5 protein-coding genes are annotated in these 13,809 nt (G+C 73.9%); 2 read left to right on the forward strand and 3 right to left on the reverse strand.

Features of this window, described 5'->3' with window-relative positions:
* The first annotated feature begins 83 nt into the window (after positions 1-83).
* The gene (locus QXH22_RS21720) at positions 84-1,325 is read left to right on the forward strand and encodes a cytochrome P450 (RefSeq protein ID WP_306276982.1); all 1,242 of its coding nucleotides are present in this window, start codon (positions 84-86) and stop codon (positions 1,323-1,325) included.
* Positions 1,325-1,915 (forward strand): TetR/AcrR family transcriptional regulator, encoded by a 591-nt coding sequence (locus QXH22_RS21725; protein WP_306276983.1) that lies wholly within the window; start codon positions 1,325-1,327, stop codon positions 1,913-1,915. The genes QXH22_RS21720 and QXH22_RS21725 overlap by 1 nt, the downstream gene beginning before the upstream one ends.
* Positions 1,916-1,984: 69 nt before the next feature.
* On the opposite strand, the gene QXH22_RS21730 is transcribed toward QXH22_RS21725, so the two are convergent.
* The 3 genes from QXH22_RS21730 to QXH22_RS21740 form a co-directional block, all read right to left on the reverse strand.
* Positions 1,985-6,745, reverse strand: a complete 4,761-nt coding sequence (locus QXH22_RS21730) for a PE family protein (RefSeq protein ID WP_306276984.1) — start codon at positions 6,743-6,745, stop codon at positions 1,985-1,987.
* Between the two features lie 301 nt (positions 6,746-7,046).
* Positions 7,047-7,757, reverse strand: a complete 711-nt coding sequence (locus tag QXH22_RS21735; RefSeq protein WP_306245345.1) for a siderophore-interacting protein — start codon at positions 7,755-7,757, stop codon at positions 7,047-7,049.
* Between the two features lie 88 nt (positions 7,758-7,845).
* Positions 7,846-13,764, reverse strand: a complete 5,919-nt coding sequence (locus QXH22_RS21740) for a PE family protein (protein ID WP_306276985.1) — start codon at positions 13,762-13,764, stop codon at positions 7,846-7,848.
* Positions 13,765-13,809 lie beyond the last annotated feature (45 nt).

A 13,809-nucleotide genomic window follows, 5' to 3' on the forward strand; every position in this document is an offset into this window, starting at 1 on the left:
CTGCGACGGATCCACCGCGTGTCGCGTCGTCAGATTCACTGTCGGCGGTTGACACGGTTGACGGTGTGTCGTACCAATAAGACATGACTGCGGTTATGTCTCACGAGGCCCCGGCGACGTTCCAGTTGGCCACCGCCGAAAGCTGGTCCAACCCGTGGCCGATGTACCGGGCGCTGCGCGACCGCGACCCGGTGCACCACGTCGTGCCGGCGGAGCATCCCGACCACGACTACTACGTGCTGTCCCGGCATGCCGACGTCTGGGCGGCCGCCCGTGACCATGGGACGTTCTCCTCGGCCGAAGGCCTGACGATCAACTACGGCGACCTGGACATGATCGGGCTGCGCGACAACCCGCCGATGGTGATGCAGGATCCGCCGGTGCACACCCAGTTCCGCAAGCTGGTGTCGCGGGGTTTCACCCCGCGACAGGTCGAGGCCGTCGAACCCACGGTGCGCGAGTTTGTCGTCGAGCGCATCGAGAAGATCCGGGCGCGGGGTGCGGGCGATATCGTCGCCGAGCTGTTCAAGCCGTTGCCATCCATGGTGGTCGCGCATTATCTCGGTGTGCCGGAACAGGATTGGGCCCAGTTCGACGGATGGACCCAGGCCATAGTCGCGGCCAACACCGCCGAAGGCGGGATCGTGGGCGCGCTGGAAACCGTCGGCGACGCGGTGGGGACGATGATGGCCTACTTCACCGCGCTGATCGAGCGACGGCGGACCGAGCCCGAGGATGACACGATTTCGCATCTGGTCGCCGCCGGAGTCGGTGCGGACGGCGACATCGCCGGCATCCTGTCGATCCTGGGATTCACCTTCACCATGGTCACCGGAGGCAACGACACCGTCACCGGAATGCTCGGCGGCTCAATGCCTTTGCTGCACGAGCGGCCCGACCAGCGTCAGCTGCTGGTCGACCGGCCCGACCTGATCCCCGACGCCGTCGAAGAACTTCTGCGGCTCACCTCGCCGGTGCAGGGCCTGGCGCGCACCGTCACGCGCGATGTCACGATCGAGGGCACCACCATCCCGGCCGGGCGCCGCGTGCTGCTGCTGTACGGTTCGGCCAATCGCGACGAGCGCCAGTATGGCGAGAACGCCGCCGAACTCGACGTCACGCGCCGGCCGCGCAACATTCTGACCTTCAGCCACGGCGCGCACCACTGCCTGGGGTCGGCGGCGGCGCGAATGCAATCACGGATCGCCCTGGGCGAATTGCTCAGCCGATGCCCGGATTTCGAGGTGGACGCGGCCAACATCGTCTGGTCCGGTGGTCACTACGTGCGGCGCCCGCTGTCGGTTCCGATCCGGGTCCGCGCCTGATGGCAGGTGATTGGCTGGGCGAACGACGCACCGAAGTCGCGGCGGACCGAATTCTGGACGCCGCCGAGCAACTGTTCACCGAACACGACCCAGCTTCGGTCGGCATGAACGAAATCGCCAGGGCCGCAGGCTGTTCCCGCGCCACCCTGTACCGGTACTTCGACAGCCGGGAGTCGTTGCGCACCGCCTACGTGCACCGCGAGACACATCGGCTCGGCCGGGAGATCCTCGCCTCGATCGAGCGTATCGACGACCCGCGGGAGAAGCTGGTCGCCAGCATTGCCGCCACCCTGCGCATGGTTCGCGAAAACCCTTCGCTGGCAGCCTGGTTCGGGTCCACCCGGTTACCGATCGGCGGAGAACTGGCTGGACAGTCGCAGGTGATCACCGCCCTGGCCTCCGGATTCCTCAACTCGCTGGGGCACTCGCCAGGACCCGCCGACGCCTCGGACGTCGAGCGGCGCGCCCGGTGGGCGGTGCGGGTGATCATCTCGATGCTGATGTTCCCCGGCCGCGACGAGGACGACGAGCGGGCGATGATCGAGGAGTTCGTGCTCCCGGTGGTGGCGCCGGTTTCGGCCCGTCGTTGAGGCCTCCCGTCTCCATCCCCGCAGAGGTTCAGGTTGTATGAGGTATCGCTCGAGCGCCGGCGGGTGAGGTCACGGGTTGTTGGCGCCGGCGGACCCGGTGGTTCCGGGAGTCCCGGTAACTCCGCCGTTGCCGCCGGTGCCGCCGGTGCCGCCGGCACCGCCGCCGACATTGAGCTTGCCGCCGGTCCCGCCAACACCGCCCTTGCCGCCGTTGCCGTTGCCGCCGACTCCGGGGGCGCTCCCGTTGCCGCCGTTGCCGCCGGCGCCGCCGATCGAGGTCTGGTTGGTGAAGGTGCTGCCGTCATTGACACCGACAAGGCCGACACCGCCCGTACCACCAGGTCCGCCGAGCGCTCCACCGGTGCCATTGCTGCCGCCGTTGCCCCCGGCACCGCCTGTCGCGCTACTACCGGTGATACCGCTGTTCGAGGTTGCTGAGACGGTTCCGGCGCCGCCGACCCCGCCCGCGCCCGCGCCGGCCCCGCCGGCGCCGCCGGCCCCGCCCGTCGCAGAACTGTTGCTCACGGTGCCGATGCTGGTTGCACTGCCGGCAGTGATAGTGGCGGAGCCACCGGCCGCACCTCCCCCGCCGTTACCACCGGTGGCGCTGCTGGCGCTGATGTAGCTTCCCGCGCTGGTAGCCGTCAGAGACGCCGAGCCACCGGCGCCGGTGTCCGAGCCGTTCCCGCCGGTTGCGGAGCTGCCCGATACCTGAGCGCCGTTGCCGACGGTGACGGTCGCGCCGCCGCCCGCCTTGCCGGCCCCGGCGTTCCCGCCGGTGAGATGCGTATCGGCGACAGCGCCGCCCCCGGTGGCATTGATACTGGCCCCACCACCGGCGGCGCCGGCGGTGCTGCTGCCTGATGCCACGGAGCTGTCGGTGACAGTACCGCCATTGGTGACGATCTGACTGGTGTTGCCCTGGCCGCCGGTGAAGCCGTTGCCTCCGACCGCGCTGCTACCGGTGATGACGTCCCCGGCACCCTTTGCCGAGATGGTGCCCGATCCGGCATTGCCGCCGTTGACGCCGTTCTGGCCCATTCCGCCGTCGCCGCCCGCAGCGGTGCCTTCGGCGATGCTGTTGACCCCTCCCGCACTGATCACACCGGGGCGGCCCAGGCCGCCGGTAACGGCGGCGCCGCTGCCGCTGCCTCCGTCGCCGCCGCTACCAGTACCGCTGGCATGAGATCCGGCACCCAGCGTGACCACCTGCCCGAGGGACCCGGCACCACCGGTTCCGCCGTTGCTGCCCGCGCCGCCGGTGCCACCGTAGGTGTAGCCGCTGGACACCGAGTTGTCTCCGGTTGCCAGCACGACGGCCTGGCCGCCCAGACCACCGCGGCCGCCGGTGGTCGCACTGCCACCGGCCCCACCGAGGGCCTTGCCGCTGGCAGTGCTGTTGGCGCCGCCGGCGTAGTAACCCGTCTGGATCCAGCCACCGCTACCGTTGCCGCCGATGCTGCCGGCACCGTCGGCCGCCCCACCGGCACCACCGATACCGGTGCCCATGGCCTCGCTACCCGTGCGCTGGGCAAAGACCCCGCCCTGCGAACCGGCCCCGCCGGTACCGCCGTTTGTACCCGCACCACCGTCACCACCGGTGCCGGTGCCGGTAGCCGTGCTGCCGGAGGCCGTCGCGGAAACCTTGCCCTCGCCCCCGGCACCACCGATACCCCCGTCGCTACCCGCGCCGCCCTCGCCCCCGTGCGCATTGGCGCCAGTGACGGTGCCCCCGCCGCTGGCATTAAGAGTCCCGTTACCACCGGCGCCACCGATCCCACCGTTGATGTCGCCGGCACCGGCGTTACCGCCAACTGCGCTGCTGGCGCTGATGGAACTGCCGGTGCCGGTAGCGGTCACGGCGGCATTCCCACCGACACCGCTGTCTGAGCCGGTTCCGCCGGTCACGGTGGTGTTCGAGACAGTTGCCCCGCCGCTGTCCGTCACCGAGGCGGTACCACCGGCCCTGCCAGAACCGGCGTCACCGCCGGTGACGTGGGTGCCGCTGACGGCGCTGCCCGAACCGCCGGTCACGCTGATGTTCGCGCCGCCTCCGACGGCGGCTGCGGTGTTGCCGCCGGCGATGGCCGAGCTGTCGGTAATTGCGCCTCCGCTGGTGTAGAGCTGCGCACCGTTGCCGTTGATTCCTGTGATGCCGTCACCACCGGTCACGACGCCGCCGGTTATGGAGTCCCCCGCCCCCTTCACCGAGATGGTGCCCGAACCCGCATTTCCACCATTGACGCCGTTCTCGCCGATCCCGCCGGTGCCGCCGGTCGCGGTGCCCTCGGCGACGCCGTTCGCACCAGCACCCGAGGACTGTCCCGCACTCACGATGCCGCGACCACCATTGCCGCCCGTGATGCCGGCGCCCGTGCCGGCGCCGCCGCCACCCCCGGTAGCAGTGCCGCTGGCTTGGGTTCCGGTGCCCATGGCCACTACCTGTCCCAGTGAGCCCGCGCCGCCGGTGCCGCCGTTGGAGCCCGCGCCGCCGGTGCCGCCGTAGGTGTAGCCACCGGCCACCGAGTTGTCTCCGGTCGCCAAGACAACGGACTGACCGCCCAGACCACCACGGCCGCCGGTGGTCGCACCGCCACCGGCCCCACCGAGGGCCTGACCGCTGGCAGTGCTGTTCGCGCCCCCGGCGTAGAAACCGGTCTGGATCCAGCCGCCGCTACCGTTGCCGCCGATGCTGCCGACACCGTCGGCCGACCCACCAGCACCACCGATACCGGTGCCCGTGGCCGTGCTACCCGCACGCTGGGCGAAGACCCCGCCCTGCGCACCGGCCCCGCCGGTTCCCCCGTTGCTGCCCGCACCACCCTCACCGCCGGTGCCTGTGCCGCTGGCCGTACTCGCAGCGGCCGTCGCGGAAACCTTGCCTTCACCCCCGGCGCCGCCGATACCGCCGGTGCTGCCCGCTCCGCCGTCACCGCCGGTGGCGATGGCGTCGACGACGGTGCCACCGCCACTCGCGTTGAGGGTGCCGGCACCTCCTGCACCGCCGACACCACCGCCGACGTCGCCGGCGGCACCGCTCCCACCCTTGGCGGCGCTATTACTGACCGTGCTGCCTGCTCCGTCGGCGATGACGCTCGCAGCACCACCGGTGCCGCCGTGACCGCCGGACGCGGTGGTCGTTCCTGCGCCACCGGCGCCGCCCTGACCGCCGGTGGCGGTACCGCTGGCGACACCACCGTTGATGCTTTCAACCCGGGCGCCACCGCCACCGCCACCGCCACCGCCGCCGTGACCGGATGCGGAGGCGGTGCCCTCACCGCCGCTGCCGCCGGTGCCTCCTGCGCCCGCGGTCGCGCCGGTACCACTGACGGCCCCGCCGCCGCCCGCACCACCCAGACCGCCGCTGCCGCGGACGACACCCGACCCCCCGTCGCCACCGGTACCTCCACGGCCACCGTCGCCGTTGCTGACGAGCGAGGCGAAGGAGCCGCCCGCGCCGTCACCGCCGTTCCCACCCTGGCCGCCGTTGCCGAGGGCTCCCCCGCTGCCCCCGCTACCGCCGTTGCCGCCGTTGCCGCTGCTGACCGGAGAGGCGAAATCACCGTTGGCGCCCGTGCCGCCCCGACCGCCGTCACCACCGCTGGTGGCGGCAGAACCACCGCCGCCAACCATGCCGGCGGTCCCGGTGCCGGCCGCGCCACCTGTGCCTGCAGCGCCGCCGAGGCCGCCCGTCGCATGGGCGACGCCGGCGTTACCGCCGTTGCCGCCGAGGCCGCCGGTACCAAGACTGAGGGCAGAGCTGAAGTCGCCGGTCGCGCCAATACCGCCAGTTCCGCCGACTCCGGCGCTGCCGCCCGTGCCGCCGTTTCCGCCGCCACCGTTGGCCCCCAGGGAGCCGAACCAGCCGCCGGTGCCACCACCGCCGCCGGTCCCACCATTGCCCGCGGCGCCACCGTTACCGCCGTTACCGGCGTTACCGCCAATGCCGTCGCCGCCGCCGGCAAACGTGCCGGATACGCCGTCGCCACCGGTGCCGCCCGTGCCACCGGACCCGCCAACGCCGCCGGCTCCGCCCGCTCCCCCGGCCGCGAACAACGCCCGTCCGGCTCCCCCGGCGCCGCCAAGGCCGCCGGTCCCGCCACCGCCGCCGTCGCCGCCATGCAGCCCTAGGCCGGGGGTGACGCCTACGCTGCCTGCCCCGCCGGCCCCGCCTGCACCGCCGGCTCCACCGCTGCCGTAGAGCCATCCGCCGGCGCCTCCTGCGCCGCCAGTTCCGCCGGTCCCGCCATTTGCGCCACCCGCGCCGGCCCATCCTGCTCCGCCGACCCCGCCGGCCCCACCGCGGCCGATCAGGCCGGCCGACCCCCCGGCCCCACCCGTGCCGCCGGTGGTGCTCGCCGCCGTGCCGGCCACGCCGGACCCGCCTGCGCCCCCGTTGCCCCAGAGCCAGCCGCCATCGCCGCCCTTCTGACCGGTGCCCGCGGTTCCGTTGACGCCGTCGCCGATCAGCGGGCGTCCGGTCAGGAGCTGGCTAGGCGCGTTGACCACCGCCAGAATGTCCTGCTCCAGCGTCTGCAGCGGCGAGGCGGCTGCTGCCTCCGCCGCCGTGTAGGCGAGGCCGGCAGAGCTCAGTGCCTGCACGAACTGTTGATGAAACAATGCTGCCCGGGCACCGAGCGCTTGGAACTCCTGACCGTGCGTTCCGAACAACGCCGCGATCGCCGCAGACACTTCGTCGGCGGCCGCGGCTGCCACCTGCGTGGTAGACCCCGCTGCCGTCGCGTTCGCCGACTGCACTGCCGACCCGATACTGGCTAGATTCGACGACGCCGCGAACAACGCGTCAGGCGAAGCAATGAGGAAGGACATCTGCGCTCCCACACCTTCCGATGACGTCGGACGACTTGTAGCCGTCGTCCCACTTTTCAACGGGACAGAGTATTACCAAGGGCATGCGGTAGCGCTTGAAATGGGACAATCTGGCGCGTTATTGGACTCTTAAAGGTCTTTTGTTCGGGAATTACGGCACTTCCCGACCTATGTCCCGCCAATCAGCTGCTACTAGTGCATGTCCGGTCCCGCAGACCGCAGTTTGGAGTCAGACAGCCGCATTCCCCGCCAAAACGCAGAACAACGGTTGGGCAGGCGCATCAACTGCTGCTCTTGCCGGTCAGGCCACCCAGTAGGCCTGTGACTTGATGGATTTCCGCGGAATCCCGAAGTCCTCCCGCAGCACCTTGACGACCGAGCGCGTGGTTCTGCTGTCGCAGGCCACCCACCCGAAATGCTCACCCCCGTCGCACGCCGCCGACCGCACCGCCTCCAGCAGCGCCCCGCCATTGCGGTCCACCCAGGTGACATCGGCCTCGCGCGCCACCGGCAGGCGCTTGTCGTCGTCGCAGCCGGCCTCCAGGAACACTTGTGCGGGAGCATCGCCGATCGCCGCGAGCAGCGAGTTGATCGCGGGCAGTGAGGCGCAGTCGCCGACGATGATGTACCCGGCCGGGCGCGGCTCGGGGACGGCGAACTTACTGCCCATCACCGTCGCCTCGATGGTGTCGCCGGGCTGGGCGGCCCGTGCCCAGTGGGATGCGATGCCGTCGTGCAACGCGAACTCGATGTCGAAGGTGTCGGCGTCCGGGTTCGGATTGACCAGCGTGTAGCCGCGCTGGTGCGATTTGTCGCCGTCGGCGAACCACAACCGAATCCACATCGTCGGGTGCACCTCGTGGGCGGCGAGCAACCCGCCCCCCTCGAAGCTCAATCGGTGGTAGTGGTCGCTGATTGCTTCCCGACCAGTCACAGTGAGCCGATAGTCCCCCGCTCGCAGCAGCTTCAGCACCGCCCCGGCAAAGCCTCGAGACGTCTTGTGTTCGCTCAACTGTCCTGACCCTTCGTCACCATCTCGTCCAACTTAGGTTAGGGTAACCATTCCAGTCGGATCGAACCCGGGTGAGACGAACCGGGGTCTAGGCAGAGCCGGCACCTCCGGAACCACCGGAGCCGCCGGCGCCGCCGGAACCTCCCGTGGAGTTGCCGACCCCGGTCGGGGCGTCGCCGGTCTTGCCGGCAACCCCGTCACCGCCACCAGCGCCGGATTTACCACTGGAACCGCTTCCGCCGATTCCGCCGGTACCACCGGTGCCGCCGTTGCCGCCGAATCCGCCCAGGTTGCCACCGGTTCCGTTGCCGCCGGTACCACCGGTGCCGCCGGTACCACCCTGGCCGCCGGTACCGCCGGTGCCTGCCGTGTTCGCTCCGCCCGCACCGCCGGCACCGCCCTTACCGCCGTGACCGGCGTTCGCGGCGGCTCCGCCGCTGGCCGCGCCGGCCGCCCCGGCCCCGCCGGCGCCGCCCTGGCCTCCGGTGCCGCCGACGCCGGCGGTGTGGCCGGCGGTGACCGTGGCACCACCCACCCCGCCGCCGCCACCCTGGCCGCCGGCTCCGCCGACGCCCGCGGTCCCTCCGGAACCGCCGGTGCCCACGGCGCCGCCTGCGCCACCGACGCCACCGTTTCCGCCGGACCCGCCCGCGCCCGCGTTGTTGCTGCCGTCATCAGCGAAGCCGGCACCGCCGCCACCGCCCTGGCCGCCGACCCCGCCGATTCCGCCCTTGCCGTTGGTGGCACCGACGACCGCGGTACCCCCGGTGCCGCCGGCGCCGCCCTGCCCGCCGACGCCGCCAGCCGACCCCGCCCCGCCGGTCGCCCCGACGGCGCCGATTCCACCGGCACCTCCGGCGCCACCGGCACCGCCTGCGCCCGCGGTGTTGCCGGTCGTGGTGGTCGCGCCACCCTGGCCGCCGACGCCGCCCTTGCCGCCGGCCCCTGCCGTCCCCGCGCTACCCCCCGAACCGCCCGTTCCCGCCGCACCACCGTCGCCGCCGACCCCGCCGGCGCCGCCGGTTCCACCGGAGCCCGCATTGTTGGTGCCGCCGTCAGCTGAACCGGCACCACCGGAACCACCCTGACCGCCGGTACCCCCGACGCCGCCTTTGCCGTTGGTAGCCCCGGTCACCGCGGCACCACCGGAACCGCCGGCGCCGCCCTGCCCACCGACACCACCGGCCGAGCCCGGAGCACCGCTCGCGCCCATGGCCCCCGCACCACCGGCACCCCCCTGCCCACCGACACCGGCGGTGTGCCCGACGGTCGCCGTGGCCCCACCGACGCCACCGATCCCGCCCTTGCCGCCGGCCCCCGCCGCGCCCGCGCTGCCACCGGAGCCGCCGCTGCCCAGCGCGCCACCGGCACCGCCGACGCCCCCGGTTCCACCGGTTCCGCCCGCGCCCGCGTTGTTGCTGCCGTCATCAGCGAAGCCGGCCCCACCGGCACCACCCTGACCGCCGGCGCCGCCGATGCCACCGTTGCCCCGGGTGGCGCCGGTCACCGCACCACCCCCGGTACCGCCGGTGCCGCCCTGCCCGCCGACACCGCCTGCAGATCCGGCCCCGCTGGCCGAGCCCACCGCGCCGACGCCGCCGGCGCCACCCTGGCCGCCGTCGCCGCCGGCACCCGAGGTGTTACCAGCGGTGGTCGTGGCTCCACCCACGCCACCGTTACCGCCCAGGCCACCGGCCCCGGCCGCCCCCGCGATACCGCCGGAGCCGCCGGTTCCCGCCACACCGCCCACGCCGCCGGCACCGCCGGCGCCGCCGGTTCCGCCGGAGCCCGCATTGTTGGTGCCGCCGTCAGCTGAACCGGCACCACCGGTACCACCCTGACCGCCGGTACCCCCGACGCCGCCCTTGCCGTTGGTAGCCCCGGCCACCGCAGTACCACCGGAACCGCCGGCGCCGCCCTGCCCACCGACACCACCGGTCGAGCCCGGAGCACCGCTTGCACCCACGGCTCCGGCGCCACCGGCACCACCCTGCCCACCGACACCGGCGGTATGTCCGACGGACGCCGTGGCCCCACCGACGCCACCGACGCCGCCCTTGCCGCCGGCCCCCGCCGCGCCCACGGTGCCACCGGAACCGCCGCTGCCGACCGCACCACCGGCACCGCCGACACCGCCGGTTCCACCGGTTCCGCCCGCGCCGGCGTTGTCGCTGCCGTCATCGGCAAACCCGGCACCGCCGGAACCACCCTGGCCGCCGGCTCCTGCGGCGCCGCCGCTGCCGTTCGTGGCACCGGCCACCGCACCGCCGCCGGCGCCACCGGTGCCGCCCTGCCCACCGACTCCGCCGGTAGACCCGACGCCGCCGGCCGTACCCGTCGCTCCCGTCGCGCCCTGACCGCCGGCCCCGCCGGCGCCACCGGCACCAGCGGTGTGCCCCGTGGTGGTTGTCGCACCACCCACGCCGCCTCCGCCGCCCTTGCCTCCTGCGCCCGCGGTGCCGGCGCCGCCCCCGGCACCGCCGCTCCCCGCTGCACCGCCCACGCCGCCGGCACCACCGGTCCCGCCGGTTGCGCCCGCGCCCGCATTGTTGCTGCCGTCATCGGCGAATCCCGCACCGCCGACACCGCCCTGACCACCGGCACCCCCGGCGCCGCCGACGCCGTTCGTTGCGCCTCCCACCGCACCACCACCGGTGCCGCCTGCCCCGCCCTGCCCCCCGACTCCGCCAGCGGCCGCCGCGCCTCCGACGACGCCGGCGGCCCCGGTCCCGCCGTTGCCGCCCTGGCCGCCGGCACCGCCCGCACCGCCCGCCTTGCCCGCGGTGGCCGACGCGCCGCCCCCTCCGCCATTACCACCGGCACCGCCGGCGCCGCCGACGCCCGCGGTGCTTGCGGTGCCGCCGCTGCCCATCGCGCCGCCGACACCACCCACACCGCCGTTACCACCGGCGCCGCCGGCGGTCGGGGCGTTGACCCCGTCGTCAGCAAACCCGGTGCCGCCCTGACCGCCGGCGCCGCCGGTACCGCCCACGCCCCCGGCGCCGGCCGTGCCACCGGCACCCGAGTTTCCGCCGGCCCCGCCCTGACCACCGGCCGCGCCGTTGCCGCCGGTGCCGCCGTTCAGGCCTGCGGTCGTGCTGTTCTGCCCCTGCAGGCCGGCGCCGCCGGTACCACCGGCACCACCCTTGCCGCCCGTGCCATAACCGCCGTCCACGCCCGCCGCGCCGCCAGTACCGGCCTTGCCGCCGGCACCCGCGGCACCGCCTGCGCCGCCGGTGCCGCCCGCCGTGGCCGCGTTCACTCCGTTATCAGCAAACCCGGTGCCGCCCTGGCCACCCGCACCGCCGGTACCGCCGACTCCCCCGGCGCCGGCCGTGCCGCCGGTACCCGAACCACCACCGGCGCCCCCGTGACCACCGGCACCACCATTGCCGCCGGTGCCGCCGTTGACGCCGGCCGTCGTGCTCGTCTGACCCTGCAGGCCGGCGCCGCCGGTCCCGCCACCACCACCCTTGCCGCCTGTCCCGTAGGTGCCGTCGACACCCGCCGCGCCACCACTACCGGCCTTACCGCCGGCTCCCGCGGCACCACCCTGGCCGCCGTCCCCACCGGCCGTCGCCGCGTCGACACCGTTGTCAGCAAACCCGGTACCGCCCTGGCCACCCGCGCCGCCGGTGCCGCCCACACCGCCGCCGCCAGCCGTGCCACCGGTACCCGAACCACCACCGGCGCCCCCATGACCGCCGGCACCACCACTGCCACCGGTGCCACCGCTGAGGCCCGCGGTCGTGCTGGTCTGCCCCAGCAGACCGGCACCCCCGGTACCACCGGCGCCACCCTTACCGCCCGTGCCGTAACCACCGTCCACACCCGCCGCGCCACCAGTACCGGCCTTCCCGCCGGCACCCGCGGCACCACCAGCACCCCCGTCACCACCGGCGGTCGCGGCGTTGGTCCCGTCATCAGCAAACCCGGTACCGCCCTGGCCACCCGCGCCGCCGGTGCCGCCCACACCTCCGGCGCCGGCCGTGCCACCGGTACCCGAACCACCACCGGCGCCCCCGTGACCACCGGCGCCACCGTTCCCGCCGGTACCACCGTCGAGACCCGGCGTCGTACTGGTCTGCCCCAGCAGACCGGCACCGCCGGTACCACCGGCGCCACCCTGACCGCCCGTGCCGTAACCGCCGTCCACACCCGCCGCGCCACCAGTACCGGCCTTCCCGCCGGCACCCGCGGCACCACCTGTACCCCCGTCACCACCGGCGGTCGCGGCGTTGGTCCCGTCGTCAGCAAACCCGGTACCGCCCTGGCCACCGGCCCCACCGGTACCGCCGACACCCCCGGCGCCGGCCGTTCCACCGGCAGCGGAATTGCCGCCCGCACCGCCCTGACCACCGGCTGCCCCGTTGCCGCCGGTGCCGCCATCGAGGCCCGCCGTGGTACTGGTCTGACCCTGCAGGCCGGCGCCGCCGGTGCCACCGGCACCACCCCTGCCGCCCGTGCCGTAACCGCCGGCGAGACCACCGCCGCCGCTACCCGCACCGCCGCCGGCACCCGCGGCACCACCAGTGCCGCCGGTGCCGCCGACCGTGGCGGCGTTCAAACCGTCATCAGCAAACCCGGTGCCACCCTGGCCACCGGCCCCACCGGTACCGCCGACACCGCCACTGCCACTGGCGCCGCCGGCGATGGCGGCGCCCCCGACACCACCCTGGCCACCCGCGCCACCGTCTCCACCCAGACCACCGTTGAGGCCGGCCGTCGTACTCGTCAGCCCCAGCGCGCCGGCGCCGCCGGTGCCGCCCTGGCCACCCTGTCCGCTCGCGCCACTCGCCCCGGCGGCGCCGAACAACCCGCCGGCTCCGCCGGCACCCGCTATGCCTCCGGTTCCGCCGGTGCCACCGGTTCCGCCGGTACCCGCGTTGCCCACACCGACACCGCCGGTGCCGCCCTGGCCGCCTTGGCCTCCGGCGCCGCCGGCGCCTCCGGTTCCCCCGATCAGCGACTGAACCGCGCCCCCGAGCCCACCGGCTCCGCCAGTGCCACCGTGACCTCCGATTGCGCCGCCCGGACCCGTTGCGCCGATGCCACCCGCGCCGCCGGCTCCGCCGTCACCCGCGGAACCACCGATCAGTGCGGAAACCGCTCCACCCGAACCGCCGGACCCGCCGTCGAAACCGCCGGCCGCGCCGGCCCCGCCGGCACCGCCCGCACCACCGCTGCCGTAGATCACCCCGCTGTTTCCGCCGGCACCGCCCGCACCACCGGCACCGGTGACGCCGGCGCCACCGGCGCCGCCGGCACCGCCGTTGCCGAAGAATCCTGCGGACCCACCGACACCCCCGGCAGCGCCGGCACCACCAACGCCCCCGGTGCCCCCTGCGCCGTAGAAGAACGAACCCGCACCGCCCCGGCCCCCGACCGCGCCGGCGCCCCCGATGCCGCCGGTCCCACCGGTGCCGAACAAGAAGGCGGCCGAGCCCCCGTCACCGCCTGCCGCTCCGGTACCACCGGCGCCGCCGGCGCCCCCACTACCGAAGAAGATTCCAGCCGCGCCGCCGGTACCTCCGGCCTGGCCGGGGGCTCCGGAACCGCCGTTGCCTCCGTTGCCGAACAAGATTCCACCGGCTCCGCCGGCTTGCCCGGTGCCGGCTGCCCCGTTGGTGCCGTCGCCGATCAGCGGGCGGTTCAACAGGAACCTGGTCGGGGCGTTGATCACCAGCAGAATGTCGTCGAACACCGTTTGCAGTGGGTTGACACTGGCCGCCTCGGCCGCCCAGTAGGCGTTGCCCGCACCGGTCAGGGTCTGCACGAATTCGTTGTGGAATGCCGACATCTGCGAGCTGACCAGCTCATAGTCTTGGGCGAAACCGCCGAACAGCCGCGCTATCGACTCCGACACCTCGTCGGCCGCCGCGGGCAACACCTGGGTGGTTGCGGCGGCTGCCGCCGCGTTGGCCTGGCTGATCGTCGCGCCGAGCCCGGCCAGGTCCGCGGACGCCGCCGCAAAGCCCTCAGGCACAGCGATCAAGTAGAAGGACATCCGGGCTCCCCTGGCGTTCGACGGCACCAACAGCTCACGATCGTT

It is taken from the genome of Mycobacterium sp. TY814 (assembly GCF_030755175.1).
GTDB lineage: Bacteria > Actinomycetota > Actinomycetes > Mycobacteriales > Mycobacteriaceae > Mycobacterium.

What these genes read in the sequence shown, in the direction of transcription:
- QXH22_RS21720 (WP_306276982.1), top strand. Translation starts at nt 84, where the DNA reads ATGACTGCGGTTATGTCTCACGAGGCCCCGGCGACGTTCCAGTTGGCC.
- QXH22_RS21725 (WP_306276983.1), top strand. Translation starts at nt 1,325, where the DNA reads ATGGCAGGTGATTGGCTGGGCGAACGACGCACCGAAGTCGCGGCGGAC.
- QXH22_RS21730 (WP_306276984.1), bottom strand. Translation starts at nt 6,745, where the DNA reads ATGTCCTTCCTCATTGCTTCGCCTGACGCGTTGTTCGCGGCGTCGTCG.
- QXH22_RS21740 (WP_306276985.1), bottom strand. Translation starts at nt 13,764, where the DNA reads ATGTCCTTCTACTTGATCGCTGTGCCTGAGGGCTTTGCGGCGGCGTCC.